At 71.1% G+C, this 17,268-nt stretch carries 17 protein-coding genes and 3 pseudogenes; 9 read left to right on the forward strand and 11 right to left on the reverse strand.

The genetic code is table 11. The features are described from left to right. Nucleotides 1–142 precede the first annotated feature (142 nt). The gene (locus AB0J46_RS25700) at nucleotides 143–607 is read right to left on the reverse strand and encodes a MarR family transcriptional regulator (protein ID WP_364336132.1); all 465 of its coding nucleotides are present in this window, start codon (nucleotides 605–607) and stop codon (nucleotides 143–145) included. 131 nt (nucleotides 608–738) lie between these two features. On the opposite strand from AB0J46_RS25700, the gene AB0J46_RS25705 reads away from it, so the two are divergent. Together AB0J46_RS25705 and AB0J46_RS25710 are read left to right on the forward strand one after the other, a co-directional pair. Then, nucleotides 739–1,569 carry an NAD(P)H-binding protein gene (locus AB0J46_RS25705; protein ID WP_364336134.1) on the forward strand — a complete coding sequence of 277 codons (831 nt, stop codon included), beginning with the start codon at nucleotides 739–741 and terminating at the stop codon, nucleotides 1,567–1,569. 124 nt (nucleotides 1,570–1,693) lie between these two features. Then, entirely contained in the window at nucleotides 1,694–3,112 is a 1,419-nt protein-coding gene (locus AB0J46_RS25710; protein ID WP_364336135.1) for a hypothetical protein, read from the forward strand. A gap of 142 nt (nucleotides 3,113–3,254) precedes the next feature. Here AB0J46_RS25710 and AB0J46_RS25715 read toward each other — a convergent pair whose 3' ends face one another. Then, on the reverse strand, nucleotides 3,255–4,307 hold the full coding sequence (locus AB0J46_RS25715) for a winged helix DNA-binding domain-containing protein (RefSeq protein ID WP_364336137.1): 1,053 nt from the start codon (nucleotides 4,305–4,307) through the stop codon (nucleotides 3,255–3,257). Beyond that, nucleotides 4,304–5,290 (reverse strand): NADP-dependent oxidoreductase, encoded by a 987-nt coding sequence (locus AB0J46_RS25720; RefSeq protein ID WP_364336139.1) that lies wholly within the window; start codon nucleotides 5,288–5,290, stop codon nucleotides 4,304–4,306. The genes AB0J46_RS25715 and AB0J46_RS25720 overlap by 4 nt, the downstream gene beginning before the upstream one ends. 62 nt (nucleotides 5,291–5,352) lie before the next feature. On the opposite strand from AB0J46_RS25720, the gene AB0J46_RS25725 reads away from it, so the two are divergent. Beyond that, entirely contained in the window at nucleotides 5,353–6,345 is a 993-nt protein-coding gene (locus AB0J46_RS25725; protein WP_364336141.1) for a YafY family protein, read from the forward strand. A gap of 195 nt (nucleotides 6,346–6,540) precedes the next feature. Here the strand turns inward: AB0J46_RS25725 and AB0J46_RS25730 are convergent, their stop codons facing one another. Then, nucleotides 6,541–6,729: a hypothetical protein gene (locus AB0J46_RS25730; protein ID WP_364336143.1), complete on the reverse strand. Its 189-nt coding sequence runs from the start codon at nucleotides 6,727–6,729 to the stop codon at nucleotides 6,541–6,543. Nucleotides 6,730–6,783: 54 nt separating this feature from the next. Continuing rightward, the gene (locus AB0J46_RS25735; RefSeq protein WP_364336176.1) at nucleotides 6,784–7,101 is read right to left on the reverse strand and encodes a recombinase family protein; all 318 of its coding nucleotides are present in this window, start codon (nucleotides 7,099–7,101) and stop codon (nucleotides 6,784–6,786) included. A 45-nt stretch (nucleotides 7,102–7,146) separates the two neighbouring features. On the opposite strand from AB0J46_RS25735, the pseudogene AB0J46_RS25740 reads away from it, so the two are divergent. Continuing rightward, nucleotides 7,147–7,365, forward strand: a pseudogene (locus AB0J46_RS25740) (DUF4158 domain-containing protein); the annotation flags it as partial. Nucleotides 7,366–7,621: 256 nt separating this feature from the next. On the opposite strand, the gene AB0J46_RS25745 reads toward AB0J46_RS25740, so the two are convergent. Next, a complete protein-coding gene (locus AB0J46_RS25745) occupies nucleotides 7,622–8,854 on the reverse strand; it encodes an MFS transporter (protein ID WP_364336145.1) in 1,233 nt (410 codons plus the stop codon). A 68-nt stretch (nucleotides 8,855–8,922) separates the two neighbouring features. Between AB0J46_RS25745 and AB0J46_RS25750 the strand changes: the two genes are divergently transcribed. Further along, nucleotides 8,923–9,486 carry a CGNR zinc finger domain-containing protein gene (locus AB0J46_RS25750; RefSeq protein ID WP_364336147.1) on the forward strand — a complete coding sequence of 188 codons (564 nt, stop codon included), beginning with the start codon at nucleotides 8,923–8,925 and terminating at the stop codon, nucleotides 9,484–9,486. Nucleotides 9,487–9,724: 238 nt separating this feature from the next. On the opposite strand, the gene AB0J46_RS25755 is transcribed toward AB0J46_RS25750, so the two are convergent. Together AB0J46_RS25755 and AB0J46_RS25760 are read right to left on the reverse strand one after the other, a co-directional pair. After that, on the reverse strand, nucleotides 9,725–10,186 hold the full coding sequence (locus AB0J46_RS25755) for a hypothetical protein (RefSeq protein ID WP_364336149.1): 462 nt from the start codon (nucleotides 10,184–10,186) through the stop codon (nucleotides 9,725–9,727). A gap of 367 nt (nucleotides 10,187–10,553) precedes the next feature. Continuing rightward, nucleotides 10,554–11,186 (reverse strand): helix-turn-helix domain-containing protein, encoded by a 633-nt coding sequence (locus AB0J46_RS25760; protein ID WP_364336151.1) that lies wholly within the window; start codon nucleotides 11,184–11,186, stop codon nucleotides 10,554–10,556. Nucleotides 11,187–11,266: 80 nt separating this feature from the next. Here AB0J46_RS25760 and AB0J46_RS25765 point away from each other — a divergent pair, with 80 nt between their 5' ends. Genes AB0J46_RS25765 through AB0J46_RS25780 form a run of 4 tightly spaced genes read left to right on the forward strand, consistent with a single transcriptional unit; the run spans nucleotide 11,267 to nucleotide 15,497 of the window. Then, a complete protein-coding gene (locus AB0J46_RS25765) occupies nucleotides 11,267–12,688 on the forward strand; it encodes an MFS transporter (protein WP_364336153.1) in 1,422 nt (473 codons plus the stop codon). Next, nucleotides 12,685–13,299: a hypothetical protein gene (locus tag AB0J46_RS25770; protein WP_364336155.1), complete on the forward strand. Its 615-nt coding sequence runs from the start codon at nucleotides 12,685–12,687 to the stop codon at nucleotides 13,297–13,299. The genes AB0J46_RS25765 and AB0J46_RS25770 overlap by 4 nt, the downstream gene beginning before the upstream one ends. Then, nucleotides 13,296–14,435, forward strand: a complete 1,140-nt coding sequence (locus AB0J46_RS25775; protein ID WP_364336157.1) for an NAD(P)/FAD-dependent oxidoreductase — start codon at nucleotides 13,296–13,298, stop codon at nucleotides 14,433–14,435. Before AB0J46_RS25770 ends, AB0J46_RS25775 begins: the two co-directional genes overlap by 4 nt. 51 nt (nucleotides 14,436–14,486) lie before the next feature. Beyond that, entirely contained in the window at nucleotides 14,487–15,497 is a 1,011-nt protein-coding gene (locus AB0J46_RS25780; RefSeq protein ID WP_364336159.1) for a carboxymuconolactone decarboxylase family protein, read from the forward strand. Between the two features lie 361 nt (nucleotides 15,498–15,858). Here AB0J46_RS25780 and AB0J46_RS25785 read toward each other — a convergent pair whose 3' ends face one another. The 3 genes and pseudogenes from AB0J46_RS25785 to AB0J46_RS25795 all read right to left on the reverse strand — a co-directional run. Then, nucleotides 15,859–16,173: a hypothetical protein gene (locus tag AB0J46_RS25785; RefSeq protein ID WP_364336178.1), complete on the reverse strand. Its 315-nt coding sequence runs from the start codon at nucleotides 16,171–16,173 to the stop codon at nucleotides 15,859–15,861. Between the two features lie 58 nt (nucleotides 16,174–16,231). Continuing rightward, nucleotides 16,232–16,732, reverse strand: a pseudogene (locus tag AB0J46_RS25790) (helix-turn-helix domain-containing protein); the annotation flags it as partial. Between the two features lie 37 nt (nucleotides 16,733–16,769). After that, a pseudogene (locus AB0J46_RS25795) lies at nucleotides 16,770–17,268 on the reverse strand (alpha/beta hydrolase); the annotation flags it as partial.

Here is a 17,268-nt window from a genome sequence, read left to right on the forward strand (position 1 = left end):
CGCACAGCCGTGACGATATTCAGCGAGGTCGGCATCGGGCTTGTACGGATCGGACATGCTCCGGGGATCTCCCGTCCGATCTTCCTCGCCGGGGCCTGCCACCCATCCGAACCGGCCGGCCCGGACGCCTCCGCATCGCGCTCTAGGCGGACGTCGTGAGACGCTGCGCCTGCGCACGGCCCACCGAGGCGGCCCGCTCCAGATAGTCGGCGATCAGGGCGAGCGCGTCGTCGTCGTAATGGTCGAGCATCTCGACGAACGCCCTGCCGGGAACGTCCCAAGCTGCACCGATCCGCGCGCGGGCCTCCGGGGTCAGGGCGACCAGGGCGCGCCTGCGGTCGGCCGGGTCGGCGTGCCGTACGACGAGACCCGCCTTGTCCAGGCGGTCGACCAGGCGGGTGGCCGAGCCGGGGGTGAGTCCGGCCAGGCGGGCGATCTCGCCGGTGCTGACCGGCCCCTGCTCCAGATCGAGCAGGGCCACGCATTGCAGGTCGGTGGGGTGGAGGCCGAGCCGGTCGGCCATGGCCTGGTTGAACAGGGTGTAGGCCGCGTAGTGGCGCTGGCTCTCGTCGCTGATGCGCTTGAGCATCTCGGCTCGATTTGACACGTGCGGCTCCGTACTCCTCATAATGTTCGTCACGCAATACTTGCGCGACGCAACCTCTGTGTCGCGCTTTCATTCTATCGACAGGCGTCGCGCTCACGTCGCGAAGAGTCTGCGAAGGGATCTGCACCGACATGACCATTCTTGTCACCGGCGCTCGCGGCGCCGTCGCGACCGCCCTCATCGGGCTCCTGCGCGAGCAGGGCTTTTCTGTACGGCCGGCCTCCAAGGCCCCCGCCGACCCGTCCGTCGTCAGGTGCGACCTGGGCGATCCGTCCACTTTTGACCGTGCGCTCGCAGGCGTGACCTCGGTGTTCCTGTACGCCGAGCCGTCGCACGCGCAGGAGTTCGCCGCGGCGGCCGAGGCGGCCGGGGTCGAGCATGTCGTGCTGCTGTCCTCGGCCGCCGTGCTCATGCCCGATCCCGACAGCAACCCCTTGGCCGCCACGCATCTCGTCCCGGAACGCGCCCTGGCCGCCTCGCCCGTGCCGAGCACCGTTCTGCGACCCGGCACCTTCTGCGGCAACGCGATGGCGTGGTCATGGGCCATCAAGTCGGGGACGCCGATCAACCTGCCCTACCCGCACGCACACGTCGACGCCATCCACGAGGCGGACATCGCGGCGGTGGCGGCCGCCGTTCTGGCCGACCCCGCCCTCGGCGGCAGAGCGTACACACTGACCGGACCCCAGTCGCTCACGTTCACCGACCAGATCGAGATCCTCTCCCACGTCACCGGGCGGGACATCGCGATCACGCCTGTCACCAGGCAGGAGTGGACGGCCGAAATGGCACAGTACATGGACGCGGCCTTCGCGGACGCCCTGCTGGACTACTGGCAGAGCTGCGACGGCCGTCCGATCGAGCTCACCCCGGCGGTGGAGGAACTGACCCGCTCGCCCGCGCGGACGTTCGCCTCCTGGGCCGAGGAGAACCGGGCGGCGTTCCTCGGCCGGCACGCCTGATCGCCGCGGCGCGGCCGCTTGCGACTCCGGTCGCAGACACGCTGCGGAGGTCAGACCGGGGTCGCATGCGGCTCTCGGCCTCGGGCCCGATGTCCGGCCGCGGTCATTGCGACACCGTGATCACATGAACGTGACCGTGTTCGGCCTGTCCCTCGTGGAGCTTCTGGCCCTGACAGCCGCCGTCGTGCTGGTGCTGGCCCGCTGGCTGCCGTCCGGAGCGCGCCGGCCGTCGATCCTGGCCGGTGCGGCGGCCCTCGTGGTGTCCGCGAGCGTGCTGGCCGTGCTCGGGATCCGCTGGCAGCTCCTCCCCGTCCTCGCAGGCGGGGGCATCGCGCTGGCGTTCGCCGCGCCGTCAGTGCTGGGGTGGCGTGCCGAGCGGCGGGCTCGATGGTGGCTGGCGCTGCCGGGGTCGGCGGCCTGCCTGGCGCTGGTCGTCGTGGGCGCGACGGCGGCGTGGGCGCTGCCCCTGCCCGTGTTCCCCGAGCCGTCGGGCGCCCACACCGTCGGCACCACCGTCGTGCAGTGGACCGACGCTGATCGGGCGGAAGCCGCCACGTCCAGGACCGATGACAAGCGGGTGGTCGTCGTCCAGCTCTGGTATCCCGCGCAGGAGGTCCCCCCGGCCGCCGAGCGCGCGCGGTACCTCGGCCGCACGGCACGCGAAGCACAGGTCGTCGCCCGTGGCGAGGCCGGCTACCTGGGCCTTCCCGCCTTCGTTCTGGACGAGCCGGCACGCGCCCGCACGCGTTCGGTGCCCGATGCGCCGGTGGCCGGCGGGGGCCGGTTCCCCTTGGTGCTGTTCTCGCCCGGGCTCGGAGGTGTGCGCACCCAGAACACCGCCTGGGCCGAGGAACTGGCCGGCCGCGGGTACGTCGTGGCCGCACTCGACCACCCGTACGACTCGGCCGTCGTCACCCTCGCCGACGGCCGCGCGGTTCGCACGCAGGTCGCGGCCACCGGCGACCAGGCGGAGGACAACAGACGCGCGGCGGGATGGACGGCGGTCAGGGCCGCAGACCTCAGCTTCGTCCTCACCCAGCTCGGCCGCCTGGACCGTGGAGAGATCCCGGGCCTCCTGAGCGGACGCCTCGACGTCCGCCGCGCCGCGGCGACCGGTCACTCCCTCGGGGGCGCCGCCGCCCTGCAGGCCGCCCGCCAGGACCCCCGCTTCGCGGCCGTCATCGACCTGGACGGCTTCCCCTGCGACCCCGCCGAACAACCGTTCCACCAGCCCGTGCTCGCGCTCACCCACGACGTCGAACCGGGCGAGACGCCGGACTACATCCCGCGCCTCACGCGGGTGCTCCAGCTCAGCACGGCGACCGGCTACCGGCTCACCGTCCCCGGCACGGCGCACCTCACCTTCACCGACGCGCCGCTCTTCATGCCGCCTCTGCCCGCGCTCATCGGCTCTCTCGGCCGGACCGCCGGGCCGCGCATCACCGCGGCCGCCACCGTCGCCTTCCTGGACGCCACACTCCGCGGCACCTCCGGCGACCTCGCCGCGACCCTGTCCAGGTACGGCCACCTGACCGTCCTGTGACGCCCGTTCGAACGGCCGCGACTCTCCCCTGAAGGACGCGCCCGAAAGCCTGCCCTCGCCGACAATTGACCCGAGATCAACGAATGTATGAAGGATGCCGTCTTCTCCCGGAAACTCTGACTTGGTGCACTGGTCGTCGCGTTCAGCGGCGTGACAGGAACGGCAGCAGGCGGCTGATCTCGTCGTCCACTGCCTGCTGTTCGTCCCGGGAGAAGCTGCCGAACGGTGCCAGTCGTACGTCACCTGCGGTGAAGGACCAGGTGCCGCGGACGTAGCCGTCAACGAGCACGGTGGGCAGCACCCTCGCCTGGCCGGGGGTGACGTGCTTGCGGTCGGCGTCGGCGATGATGCGGCTGCGGTCGGCGTGGCCCAGGAGGGCGTTGTCGTAGGCGGGCAGCAGCCGCACCGGCGCGGGGGTGTCGGGGTCAGGGAGCGGGACGTCGGGCAGGTCGAGCAGACGCCGGCCGTCGGGGCCGGTGTAGTGGCGCAGGTCCGGGCCCATGTCCGAGACGATCTCGTCCAGCCGGGTCAGCCCGCACCACGCCTGGACGTCCGCCACTGTGGCGGGCCCGAAGGCGGCCAGGTAGCGGCGAACCAGGTCGCGGAGCGCGGCGGGCTGCGGTGCCTCGACCGGCGCGGCGCTGACGATGATCGACGAGCGGGTCCCCCACCCGCCCCAGGACGCGGTGGCCGGATCGTGGACGAGCGGGGTGCGCAGCTCGACCTCACCCGCCAGGACTCGGCTGTCGAGGCCCGGGTGGAGGGACGCGAGGTGCCCGGCGAGCTCCTTCCTGGGCAGCGGCCCGGTCCGCAGCAGGGCGCGTCCCTCGGCCACCAGCGTTTCGGGGTCGAGTCCGGCGTTGTTGCGCCGGAAGTGCGCCGAGTCGGCGGTGCGGTTCAGGACGGGCTGCAGCACCGGCCGCAGCCGACGGAAGTCGTCGGCCGCGGAGAGGTGCATCGTGCTGCGCAGGAAACCGGACCGCACGACCCGTCCCTGGGCGAGCAGGGCGGTGAGGTCGGCGTGGGTGAAGTCGCGGATGCGGGCCCACAGGCCGACGTAGGGCCAGTTCGGCTCCTGCGCCTGCATGGCGACCAGGCGGCCGATCATCTCCAGAGCCGTCAGGTCGGCCCGCTCCAGCAGGAACTGCCGTTGGAGCAGGGCCCGGTTGAGCGCCCGGCGGGACAGGACGGTCATACCAGCCGCACCGAGACGTTGCCGCGGTACTCGCCGCGCAGCAGGGCCAGGAACGCGCCGGGCACGCCGTCGATGCCGGTCTCGACGACGGTCCGCGGGTAGACGAACCGGCCCTGGCCGAGCGCTGTGCGGAAGTGGCGGTGCCAGGCGGCGATCTGGTCGGGGGTGTGGTGGCAGGAGAACGGCAGCAGCTCGACGTCCCTGGCCAGGGCGGCGTCGCGGTCGGGCGCGGGGAAGCGGTCGGCGGCGGCGCCGAGCTGGGTGGACAACGATCCGCACAGGGCGAACCTGGCGCCCGGCGCGGCGACTTCGAGCGCGGCGTCGTACAACGCGCCGCCGACGGTGTCGAAGAAGACGGTGATGCCCTCCGGGGCCAGCTCCTTGAGCGCGGCGACCGGGTCGTGGTGGTAGTCGAAGGCGGCGTCGAAGCCGAGTTCGTCCACGAGGTAGTCGGCCTTGGCCTGGCTGCCCGCGCTGCCGATCACCTTCCTGGCGCCCAGGTTGCGGGCGATCTGCCCGGCCAGCGAGCCGACACCGCCGGCCGCGCCGGAGACGAAGACGACGTCGCCCTCGCCGACCTTGGCCACGTCCGCGACGCCGTGGTAGGCGGTCGGGCCCTGGGCCAGGTGGTAGCTCGGGTCGGGATAGGCGTCCGGGTCGAGCTTGACGTAGGAGGCCGCCGGTCCAGCCGAGTGCGTGCTCCAGCCGCTCATCGACTGGACCAGGTCGCCCTCCCGCAGGTCAGGGCTCGCCGAACGCAGCACGCTGCCGATCGCCATGACGCCCACCCGCCGCCCGGGCTGCCAGGCCGGGATCGGAAGGTGGCAGTCGGCGCGCATGAGTTCGAGATAGGTGGCGGCCAGCCCCAGATAGTCGGTACGGACCACGACCTCCCCCTCGATCTCGGCGGGCGCGACGGTGAAGTGCTCGGGGGCCGGGACGGCGGCGATCTGGGCGGTCAACTGAACCTCTTGAGTGATCATGCTGATCACCCTAGGGAGGCTTCCGGCCAGTTTCTGACCGGAAGTATCCCGATAATGGCGATATGGCCAACACCAGTTCCCGCACCCTCACCCTGCTGTCGTTGCTGCAGACGCACCGCCACTGGCCGGGCGCGGATCTGGCCGAGCGGCTCGGCGTGTCGGAACGCACACTTCGCCGCGATGTCGATCGCCTGCGCGAGCTGGGCTATCCCGTGCACGCCTCCCGAGGCACCGACGGCGGCTACCAGCTGGCGCCCGGGGCCGTGCTGCCGCCGTTGCTGCTCGACGACGAAGAAGGGGTCGCGCTGGCAGTCGGCATGGGAGACGCGGCGCAGAGCGGCATCGCGGGGCTGGAGGAGGCGGCGGTGCGCGCGTTGACCAAGGTGGTGCAGGTCCTGCCGCCTCGCCTGCGGGCTCGGGTGAACGCGCTGCGCGCGATGACCGTCTCGGCGGCCTCGTCCGGCCCGGTGATCCCGGCGGAGGTGCTGACGATGATCGCCCAGTCGTGCCGGGACCAGGAACGGCTGCGCTTCGACTACGTCGCACGCGCCGGCGCGCGCACCGAACGCGAAGTGGAACCCCATCGTCTCGTGGCGCTCGGGGGCCGCTGGTATCTGGTGGCCTACGACCTGACCAGGCACGACTGGCGCAGCTTCCGCCTCGACCGGCTGGCCCGGCCGCGCAACACCGGCGCCTCCTTCCTGCCACGGCCGCTGCCCGGCGGGGACGCCGCCGCGTTCGTCCGCACCGCGGCCCAGGTCCCCACCGCCAAGACCGTGGTCGCGCTGGTTCACGCATCGGCGGAACAGGTACGCCGGACGGCCGGTCAATGGGGTGAGATCGAACCGGTCGCCCCCGATCGATGCCGGCTCACGATGACCTCCACCAGCCTGGACTGGCCCACGCAGGCCCTGGGCAACATCGGCGCCGAGTTCGAGGTGCTGGAATCGCCGGAGTTCGTCGATCACCTCAGGAACTGGGGCACCCGGTTTCTCCACGCCGTCGACAGATCGTCCCGTGACAGCTCCGCATGTGGGTCGCCGGGTGGGGCGTGACGGCCGCCAGAATGTCGTGCGGATCTCGCTGCGGGGATCTCCCGGCACCAGGGGTCCCAGTAGCAATGACGAAATTTTCAACGAAGTTGCGTGTGACCTGCGGTAACGCAGGAGTCTCCGACCGAGGTCCCGGTTTGATCACGGTGTTGGATCATGACGCCAAGGAAAGTTCGCGGCTCGGGTACCGGCCAGGGACTACGGCCGTTGCTTCGCATCGTCGGCACCCAGCTCGGTGATGCTGGTGTCGTGGTCGCGGAGCATGCGCATGACGGTGGCCGGGGAGGGGTGCCCGCCCCTCTTGGCGCCCTGGGTGATGTCCAGGCGGGAGGCGATCTCGCGGAGGCTGAGGTCTTGGTCGCGCAGATGCAGGGCCATGGACAGCATGGCCTCATCGGTGACGGCGGCGCCGCCGATGGCCTTGCCGTTCTTGCGGGCGGACTAGTGACCTTCCAGGGTGCGGTCGCGGATGTACTCGCGTTCCGTCCCCGACAGGGCCGCGAGCACGGTGAACACCACGCCGGACGGGTCGTGGGTTCCTTGCAGCTCGCCGGTGAGGAACTCCAGGCCGACGTCGCAGGTGCGCAGCTGTTCGGCGAGCTCGGCCAGGGCCAGGCCGCGACCGAGCCGCTTGTGTTCGTGGACGACCAGGGTGACCGCGACGCCGGAGGCGCGCATTTTCTGCGTTCGGTCTCGGCCTTCGAGGAGGCTGGGTGCAGAAATCAGCGGTAGGGAGTTGATCTTCGTGCCGGTTTCGATGACGGCCCTCGTTCGGGTGGGTCGTTGGGCCTACGTTCCTGGGCCATGCCCTGCGGATCTCTCTCTGATGAGCAGATCGCCCTCCATGGCCGCTTCCCCGAGGAGCCCTCGTCTGCGGAGCTGGAGCAGTTCTTCCGGCTGGATCGCAGTGCCTTGGATGCGCTGGCGTCGAAGCGGCGTCCGGCCACGAAGCTCGGTGGGGCCGTGCAGTGGGGCACAGTACGCATGCTGGTGGTGTTCCTGACCGACCCGCTGGCCGTTCCGCCTGAGGCGGTGGGTTCGTCGCCGAGCAGCTCGGCCTGGATCCGGCGCACTCGGCCGGCCGCGTTCGTGCTGTGCGCGCTCATGCGCCTGCACACCGCGCTGCGCCGGCGCGATGTGTTCGCCGGGGGCTCGGAGCGGTGGAGCGATCCGCGAGCCCGGCTGCTGGACGGCCAGGCGTGGGAGCAGGCGCGGCCACGTGGTGTACGGGCCAGGTCTCGCGCCCGCGCTGGACACACCTGCGGCCCCTGTCTTGGTCTCAGTTGTCAGCTACGTGGTCAGCTTCACGAGAAGGGCCTTCGGCCGGCACCGCGGAGAGTGTCGGCAGAGGCGAGGCGATCCGAGTGGCGACGGCTGCCAGGATCGCGCCGGCCACGGCTGCGGCCGCGGCGGCGATGAAGGCGAGGGCGCCGGTGTCATGGGGACCGGTGAGCCGGCCCGCTACGGCGGTGCCCAGGCCGTAGCCGACCCACATGAAGGTGTTGAGCCAGGCGAAGACCTCGGTGCGGTACTCGGCGGGGGCGTGGTCGGCGAGCAGGGCCGGCACGACCGCGTCGCGCGGCCCCGTCACCAACCCGATCAAGGTGACCAGTACGGCGAGCGTCACGAAGCCGGGCGCCCAGCCTCCGCCGAGCAGGACTGCCGCCTCGGCGAGCGAGAGCAGGACGAGCCCGCGCCGGCCGGTGACGGGCCAGGTCCGCGCGCCGTACCCGAGGGTGCCGAGGAGAGCGCCGGCCGACAGCAGGCCCATCAGCACACCGGCGGCGGCCGCTGAGCCGAAGGTGGTGGCCGAGGCGACCGTGGCGATGCGCAGGCAGCCGAAGGTGAAGGTGCCGAAGGCGGCGATGGCCAGCAGCAGGACCGTAGGCCGGTGGGTGAGCGGCCCGGCCAGGCGGAGCCTGCTCTGTGGGCTGGGCGCTGCTCGCCGTACCGCGGAGGAGGTCAGGAGGAGCGCGGTGCCGAGCAGGACGGCGGCGCCGGCGGCGGTGACCACGCCCTGGGCCGGAACGGCCAGGGTCAGGACCGGCACAAGCAGGGGGCCGGCGATGAACGTCAGCTCGTTGACGGCGTTGTCCACCGCGTAGGCGGCGGGCAGGGAGGCGGCGGGGACGAGGCGTGGCCAGGCGCCTCTGACGACCGATCCGGCGGGCGGGGTGGTGGCGCCGAGCAGGACCGCGGCGCCGATCATCAGCGCAGGCGAGGCCAGGAGAAGGAGGCCGTAGGCGAGGGCATGGGCGGCCAGGTAGCCGGTCAGTGCCGGGCGGGGGCCGTACCGGTCGGCGATGCGCCCGCCGAATGGCGCGCACAGGGCCAGGGCCAGCGCGTGTCCGGTGAGGACGAGGCCGGCGTCGGCGTACGAGCCGAGCCGGTCGACGGCGGCCAGCAGCAGGGCGAGGCTGAGCACGGGCGTGCCCAGCTTGACGATGAACCCGGTGACGAGCAGGTGTGGGACGCCAGGCTGGGCGAGCAGGCGTCGATAGGGCGTGAGCAAGGCCGGCGACTCCGTTACTATCTAACTGGATTTTGCCTATGACACACAGAAGGGGTGTTACTAGTCAAGTGCAAATAGCCTGTAACGTAACCCGGCAGGCTCCGCTGATCGCCGAGCTGGTCAACCTGGCCACGGCGCGCTGGCGGGGTGGCGCCTCGGTGCAGCCACCGGCAGGCGAGGACTTGGCCCTGACGTTCGCCGCCCAGCTCAGTGATCACGCGGGTGCGGCCCTGCGCGCGGTCCCGGACGCGGGGCGGCGCCTGGCCGAGCTGGGCGCCGAACTGCGACAGGCGCTGCTGGCCGAGCATCCGGCGGACCAGGCCGCCCGCATCAACGCCATGATCCGCAAATACGGCGCGCAACCGTACCTGGCCGAGGACGTCGGCCAACCGTTCCACCTGCACTTCCACGGTTCGGGTGGCACCCCGGTGGAGGCGCTGGGCGGCGAGTTCGCCACGGCGCTCGCCCTCATCGTGGACGGCTACGGCCCCGATCGTTTCGGACCATGCGAGGCGCACCAGTGCGAGGCGGTCTACATCGACCTGACCCGCAACGCCTCGCGTCGCTACTGCAGCGCGGCATGTACGGCTCGCGCCAAGACCGCCGCCTACCGCAGCCGCCGCCAATCCTGATCGAGTCTGGTCGTGCTCGCGCATGAGACGGCACGCCTACGCCGGATGCCGATCGGCGGGCGCGAACTCGGCCAGGTTCGGCTTGATGTCCAGGGGGTTGAGTCGGCACGGCCCCGCGGTGGGCGGAGACGCCCATGCGCGGACCTCGCTCGCGACCTGCTGGTGGGGTTACGGCTGCTCACACCCCAGCTCTCAAGACCGTCAACCGGTCCCCGGTCAGGAAGTGCTTCGCCCTCTGTCAGCCCGGCATGATGTGCGGGAGGATGCCGTGTGCGGCCAGTTGCTCGGGGATGCCGGCCAGGGCCGGTAGCTGGTCGATGTGGTGGATGCCGGTGGGCAGCGTGCCGGCGAGGACTGTGCGGGTGACGTGTGCGGCGACGAGGGCGGTGGCGCGGCTCTGGCCGTTGCCGGTGAGGGCGAGCGCGGCGTGCCGGTCGCTGTTGACCGCGTCGACGCGGACGGCGAAGCCGTCGCCTCCGATGTGCACCCGCGACAGCGCGGCGGTGATGAGACGGCGCAGTGCGGGGCGCCGGTTGACGCGGAAGACGGCGAGCCGGCGCAGGCTCGCCGACAGTGTGGTGGAGAACGCGGAGTCGAGGCACATCCGGGTGGTGACCGCCGGCACGCCGAGGGTCCGTCGCAGGCTGTGCTGGTCGGAGAAGTCCAAGGGGTGGGCGATGCGGCGGCCGTAGCCGGGCATGGCGTATCGCCGCGGGCGGGTCGGGCGGGTCGGGCGGGTCGGGCCACGGTCCAGGCCACCGCGTCCGCGCCGTGTTGTTCGCCGGCACCGAGCAGCACGGTGATGTCGATGCGCCGCCGACACATTCGTGTACGCGCCGGGCGAGCAGGTTCGTCAGTCCTGGCGCGAGGCCGACGCCGAGGACCCCGGTCGCCCCGCTGACGGCGGCCCGGTCGGCTAGGTCTTCCACCTGGCCAGCAGGTGGTCGGAGGCGCCGACATCGACCAGGTGGATGCCGCGGGACAGGCAGGTCTCGGCGACATTGGCGTCGGCCGGCTCGACGCAGACATCAGACCAACCTCCTGTATTTGCTAGAGCATGACACTAGTCATTCGGGTCGCGCGAGCAGAGTGTCGATCAGAGTCCGGGCCGCCCAGTCGGCCCAGACGGGGTTGCTCCAGCCCCGGTGACGGGTGAGCAGGTGGTAGGTCTCCGGCGCCAGGACGGCGAGGGCCGTGTCCGCGGCGCGAAGTGCGTTGAGGTCGGCGCGCAGCGCGTTCTTGGCGGCCAGGGCGCCGGTGAACACGGCCAGGACCGTGTGCCGTTGCGTGATGTTGGTGCGCCACAGTTCGGCGATCTCCGGGTCCGTGGCGGCTGCCGAGCGGACGACCTCCAGCAGCGGCGCCACCCGGGCATGGATGTCGGCGGTGGCTTCGGCGAGCCGGCGCAGCAGCTCCGGCGGGGGCGCGGCGAGAGCTTCGGCGACCCACGGCCGGTCGAGCGTGGCGACCGGGGCGTCGTCGCCGGCCACCTCGACGTCGAGCAGCTCCTTGAGGATCGCGCGTTTGGTCTCGAAGGTGAAGTACAGCGTCTGCACGGCCACGCCGCCTTGGGTCGCGATGGCCTGCATGCTCGTGGCGGTGTAGCCGCGTTCGGTGAACAGCTCGCGGGCGGCGGCGAGCATGCGTGCGCGGGTCTGGGCCGTCTTGGTCGCGCGCACTCCGGACTTGGGTCGTGTCACCGGCGATCTCCTCAGCTTGACTAGAGCACCACTCTAGTGCAATCTTCGCTGGAGTGTCGCTCTAGCGAAAGAGGTGATGTATGGGCAACCGCACCATGACGGGTCACACGGCCGCGCTGGTGTTGATCACTGCGGTGGAGCTGGTGGTCTTCCTGGACACCACGGTCGTGAACATCGCGCTGCCGAGCATCAGCGCCGGCCTGCGACTGGACGAGGCGGGACTGGCGTGGGTCACGAACGCGTACTTGCTGGCCTTCGGCGGGTGCATGCTGGTCGGCGGACGCGCGGCCGATCTGCTCGGCGCGCGGCGGGTCTTCGCATGCGGGCTGGCCCTGTTCACCGCCGCATCGGCGCTGGCCGGATCAGCGGGCAGCCCGTGGATGCTGGTGGCCGCACGCGCGGCGCAGGGCATCGGCGCCGCCGTGACGGTCCCGGCCCAGTTGGCCCTGCTGACGCGGACGTTCACCGAGCCGGCCGCCCATCGCCGGGCGTTCGCGGTCTGGGGAGCGATGGGCGCGGCCGGCGCCGCCATCGGCACGGCGACCGGTGGCCTGCTCACCGACGGGCTGGGCTGGCGGTCGATATTCCTGCTCAACCTGCCCGTGGGCGTGGTGGCGCTGTCGCTGATCAGGAGACTGCTGCCCGCCGACCCGCCGCACCGTGCACGTCCCGCCAAGCGGCTCGACCTGCCCGGCGCCGTCCTCGGTACGACCGGCCTGCTGCTGCTCGGGTACGCCGCCGGCGCGCTCGCCGACCCCGGAACCTGGACATCGGCCGCGATCCTGCTGGCGGTCGCGCTGGTGCTGCTCGCCGGCTTCGTCGCCGCCGAGGCGCGCGCCGAGGCGCCGCTCATGCCGCTCCGGCTGTTCCGGATCCGCCAGGTGACCGGCTCCGCGATCGTCAACGCGCTGGTCGGCGCGGCCCACGTACCGGCGTTCGCGCTGCTCGCCCTCTACCTGCAGAACACCCAGCACTACAGTCCCACGCGGTCCGGCCTGGCGGTCCTGCCGGTCGCGGTGGCCGGGCTGATCGCCTCCCGAACCGTCATCCCGGCCGCCGTCAAGCGCTTCGGCGCCCCTGCGTTGCTGGCGGGCGGACTCGCGTTGCAAGCCCTCGCGCTGGCTTGGTTCGCCACACTGCCCGCCGCCGTGGACTATCTCCCCCATGTGCTGCCTGCCGCGCTGATCCTCGGCGTCGGCCTGCCCGCCTCGTTCGTGGGCGTCACCGCGCCCGCTGTCACCGCCGTGGACCAAGCCGATGCCGGGGTGACCGCCGGCATCGTCAACACCGCCCAACGCATCGGATCCGGCCTCGGAGTAACCGCCATCCTGGTCCTGGCCTCCACGGTTACCGGTACGGCCGGCTACCTGGCCGGACTGCGAACCGGCTTCGCCGCCGCGGCGGCCCTCGCGTTCCTCGGCTGCCTTCTCACCCTCGCCCTGCTGCGCCCGAACCCCTTGGCGACACCGGTCGCCCGCCCGGCGGAAAGGCCACACCGTTGAACACCCGCAGCTCCGCGGTCACCATGACGACCGCCATCGCTGGAGCCGTCCTGTTCCTGCTCGGCACGATCCTGCACCCGGCCCGCGACGGCCATGGCATTGCTGTCGTCGTTGACCGATACGGCATCACCCACGCCATCCAGGCCATCGGCCTGGCCCTGCAAGCGGTCGCCCTGGCGAGGCTGACCCCCGCTCGCCGCCTGTCGGCGCACCACGCCGCGCTGGCCGGCGTCCTCGCCTGGCTCGCGCTGATCGTCTACGACGGCTCCCACAACCCGGTCACCGCCCGATTCGCGCCCGAACTGGTCCACACGTCAGCCGATCTCAGCCCTGGTGGGGCGTTGTTCGTGCTGCCTGGGCTGCTGCTCTTCCCCGCCGGGTACGCCATCCTCGCCACGTCGCTCGCCCGCGGCGGAGCCCGCTGGTGCGCGCTGTTGCTCGGCATCGGCGCGCTCACCTACTGGCTCGGCGGCCTGCTCATCTTCGCGGCCGGCCCGCGTTCGCCGTTCGTCCAGATCCTCGAAGTGATCGGCGCCGGCCTGTACGCGCTCGGCTTCGCCCTGCTCGCCCGAACCAGGCTCACCGCACCAGGCTCCGGGCGAGCGTCGTGACCCCGGCCGTCGTCATCATCGGAGCCGGTCCGGCCGGGTTGGCGGCCGCGGCCGCACTGCGGCGGCGCCGGATCGACCCGGTCATCCTCGAGCAGGGCGACGCGGTGGGCACCTCCTGGCGTCACCGCCACCAAGACCTGAGCCTGAACACCATCCGCTGGCTCTCCAACCTGCCCGGTCTGCCCATCCCCAGACGCGCCGGCCGGTGGGTCGCCCGGGACGACTACATCGACTACCTCGAACGCTTCACCCGGCACACGCGACTCCACGTACGTTGCGGAGTTCAAGCCCGCCGGATCGACCCCGTGGCCGGCGGCTGGCAGATCACGACGAACGACGGCCACCACCACAGCCGGCACGTCATCGTCGCCACCGGCCACGACCGCGTCCCCACCATGCCGGACTGGCCCGGGCGCGCGGGCTTCCAACGGCCGATCCAGCACGTCGCCACCTTGCGCCGCGCCGCCGACCTCGCCGGCGCCCGTGTCCTGCTCGTCGGCGCCGGCAACTCCGGCGTCGAGATCGCCGGCCACCTCGTCGACGCGGGCGTCCAACAGCTGTGGATGTCGGTGCGCACCTCACCGACCATCCTGCCACGGCACCTGTACGGCGTCCCTCTGCACCCGCTCACCCTCGCGCTGCGTCTGTTGCCAGAGCCGATCCGCGACCGCCTCACCCACGCCGTGGCGCACCACGCGTTCGGCGACCTACGCGCCCACGGACTCCCCACCCCGAGGCAAGGCCCGTTCGAGCGCATGCGTACCACCGGGGTCACCATCGCGATCGACCAAGGCTTCGTCGGGCATCTCACCGCCGGCCGGCTGCGCGTCGTCACCGTCGTCGACCACCTCGACGGCCACGATGTCGTGTTACGAGACGGCGCCCGGCTACAACCGGACATGGTGCTGACCGCCACCGGCTACGACCCCGGCCTCGCCGATCTGGTCGGACACCTCGACGTTCTCGACCACGACGGCCGTCCCCACCGTGACGCGGGCAAGCACCGGCCCACCACGGGACTCTGGTTCATCGGATACCAACCGGCGATCGAAGGCAGTCTCCGCCGGCTTCCCATCGAGGCGCGGCGGATCGCCCGCGCGATCGGCAACGGCCCCAAGACACCGATCCGAACCTGACCGAGCCACCGAGACAACTCACGTCATCCCTCAACCACCCAGGAGTTCAGCATGTCCGTCCGCCACGTCGTGCCTGTGCCCAGAAGATCAGCCACCGGTCGAGTCGCCGAGGTGTACGCCCAATCGACCGCCGACTTCGGGCAGGTCGCGTTCATGATGTTGTCTCCGGCGCCCGAACTGCACGCCGCAGCCTGGGCCGTGCTGCGCGAGTCGGAACTCGCAGGACTCGCACCCCGCACCGACAAGGAAGTCGTGGCCGTGGCCGTGTCACAGGCCAACCGGTGCCGGTTCTGCATCGACGCGCACACCATCCTGATCCACGCCCTCGGCGAACACCAACTCGCCGAGGACCTGCTCAACGACCGAGACCCGACCAACCCTCACCACGCCGCGCTGGCGACCTGGGCGAAGGCCACCCGAACCCTCGACCCGGCACATCTGGCGGCCCCCCCGTTCCAGCCCGAGCTCGCCGCCGAATACATCGGCACGGCCCTGTCGACCCACTTCATCAACCGCATGTTCTCCACGCTCACCGACGAGCAACTGCTCCCCGGCAATCTGCAACGAGCACGGTCGGTACGCCGGGTCGGAGCCATGGCCTACACCCGCACCGTCCACCAGGAACTCGCCCGAGGTGACAGCCTGCCGCTACTGGCCGGCATCCCAACGGCGTCACGGCCGGCCTGGGCCGGCGACACCCCGATCGGGGCCGCGTACGCCGCCCTGCGCAGCGCGGCCGCCGACGGCGCCGCGCTCCTGGGCGAGCAAAGCCAGAACCTTCTCCGAGCCACGGTCGCCGAACCCACCGCCACCGGCCCGCTTTCGCATGGCACGTGGCTGACACAACGCTTGACCAGGCTTCCCGAAGCCGACCGACCCGCCGCCAAACTCGCGCTGCTGGCCGCTCTCAGACCACACGACATCACCGAAGCGGACGTCACCGCATGGCGCACCACGACCTCCGCCAACGACACCCATCTGGTACGCCTGCTCGGCTTCGGTGCCATCACCGCAGTGGAGCGGATCGAGGAAGCCATCACCAGCCGAACATCAACTCGATGAGGACGAACGCACTCGCGGAGCGATATCCACCATGACGACACCGTAGAGGACGCCCGTGTCCGTCGCGCTTTCCCCGGCCGGCCCGACTCCGCCCCCGATTCGGCCACCGGCGCGACGACCGGCATGACGACGATGGTCACAGTCGACCAAGAAGTCCCAGGTCGCTACCGCTAATTTCTGCACTCAGCATCCTCGAAGGCCTCTCTGAGGCGTAGCAGCGGGCGTAGGCCCATCCGTCGGCCATGGTGCGGGTAGGGTCGGCCGAACAGCGAGGTGCCAGTCCCGTGCGGGTTGGCCCTTTCCGTTCGGCCTCCCACCGAACCGGGCGGACCCGTTTCCGAGTACCCAGCTCTCCAGCGATCTACTGCGTGAGCGATGACGCAGGGCGCCCGTGGATCTGGTCGTGGCAGTCGCCGCAGACCACGAGGGCCTTGCGTCGGATCTTCGCCATGACCTGGACCCATTCGGGCGAAGGCCGACCGAGCCAGGAGAGATCGGCGAGCCGCCGGACGTGGTGCACTTGGATGCCGTCCGAGCGGTCGCAGAGCTCGCATCCGCCCTTGGTGAGCCGTCGGATCAGCTCCTTGTTCGAGTAGACGGGCCCGGTGTTCAGGCAGTCGGTGAGGACCGCCGTCTTGTGCCGCTTGAGCGGGATGCCGCCGAACCTTGCGACCAGCGGCTTCTTGCCCTCGCGGTGGACTGCTGCCTCAAAGCACGTGCGTTTCCCATGCGCGGCCGACGTAGAGCCAGCCGCCGCCGTCGGGGATGTTCCCGAGCTTCTTCACGTCGACGTGTCCAAGCGATCCGGGGTGTGGGTGCTCGTAGCGTCGGATCGGTTCGCCCATGGCGCGGTCCACGTGTGACAGCCGGTTGAGCCGCGCCGCGGTGAGGATGCGGTGCACGGTCGATGGCGCGATCCCGAGCCGCGCTGCGAGCTGAACGGGCCCTTCCCGCAACCGCATTCGCAAGGTCACGCACCGCTTCGACACAGCCTTGGACGTCTTGTTCGGAGACGACTTCGGCCGGGACGAGCGGTCATGCATGGGCTCGCCTGCCAGGTAGCGGCCGACCCACCGCTTCACGGTCGGCCACGACACCTGGAACCGAGCGGCGACCTCATTGACCGGCCAACCGTCCTCGACGACCAGGCGAGCCACCTTCAGGCGGTGGCGCGGGGTCAGGGCTGCGTTTGGGTGGGGTAGGGCGTCCCTTCGGCAGGTCGAGGGGCCCGCCAAGGGTGGCGGGCCCCTCGGTGCGGTGATACGGGTGCGATCAGTGGTTCCGCGTGCTCAGGCGCGTCGCAAGGGTGGCGATGAAGGTGGCGATCTCGTCGGGGTTCTCTTCGACCATGAAGTGCCCGGATGTGGTCGGCTGGTAGGTAAGGTCCGGCGCCCAGGCCCGCCACAGCGATGCTGCGTCGAAGCCGAGCTGGGAGCCCCAGTCCTGTGAGATGACGCCGACCGGCATCGCGAGCTGCGCGCCATGCTCACGGTTGGCTCGATCCATCTCGAGATCGATGCTCGCGGTGGCCCGGTAGTCGGCCACGATGGAGTCGATCGCGGCGATCGAGCTGTCGATGTAGTAGGCGCGCTCCTCAGGGGTGAAAGTCGTGCCGCTGGGGTCCCATGCGTCCAGGAATGAGCCGAAGAACTCCGGAGCGACTGCGCGGATCATCTTCTCGGGAAGACCGATGGGCTGAGCCATCAGGTACAGGTGCCAGGCGACCTTGGCGTCGACTCCTTGCAGAACGGCCCATGTGTCGAGGGTGGGC

The sequence above is a fragment of the Nonomuraea sp. NPDC049758 genome (assembly GCF_040674635.1).
GTDB lineage: Bacteria > Actinomycetota > Actinomycetes > Streptosporangiales > Streptosporangiaceae > Nonomuraea.

What these genes read in the sequence shown, in the direction of transcription:
- AB0J46_RS25765 (WP_364336153.1), top strand. Translation starts at nt 11,267, where the DNA reads ATGGGCAACCGCACCATGACGGGTCACACGGCCGCGCTGGTGTTGATC.
- AB0J46_RS25720 (WP_364336139.1), bottom strand. Translation starts at nt 5,290, where the DNA reads ATGATCACTCAAGAGGTTCAGTTGACCGCCCAGATCGCCGCCGTCCCG.
- AB0J46_RS25730 (WP_364336143.1), bottom strand. Translation starts at nt 6,729, where the DNA reads ATGCTGTCCATGGCCCTGCATCTGCGCGACCAAGACCTCAGCCTCCGC.
- AB0J46_RS25715 (WP_364336137.1), bottom strand. Translation starts at nt 4,307, where the DNA reads ATGACCGTCCTGTCCCGCCGGGCGCTCAACCGGGCCCTGCTCCAACGG.
- AB0J46_RS25710 (WP_364336135.1), top strand. Translation starts at nt 1,694, where the DNA reads ATGAACGTGACCGTGTTCGGCCTGTCCCTCGTGGAGCTTCTGGCCCTG.
- AB0J46_RS25705 (WP_364336134.1), top strand. Translation starts at nt 739, where the DNA reads ATGACCATTCTTGTCACCGGCGCTCGCGGCGCCGTCGCGACCGCCCTC.
- AB0J46_RS25780 (WP_364336159.1), top strand. Translation starts at nt 14,487, where the DNA reads ATGTCCGTCCGCCACGTCGTGCCTGTGCCCAGAAGATCAGCCACCGGT.
- AB0J46_RS25755 (WP_364336149.1), bottom strand. Translation starts at nt 10,186, where the DNA reads ATGCCCGGCTACGGCCGCCGCATCGCCCACCCCTTGGACTTCTCCGAC.
- AB0J46_RS25725 (WP_364336141.1), top strand. Translation starts at nt 5,353, where the DNA reads ATGGCCAACACCAGTTCCCGCACCCTCACCCTGCTGTCGTTGCTGCAG.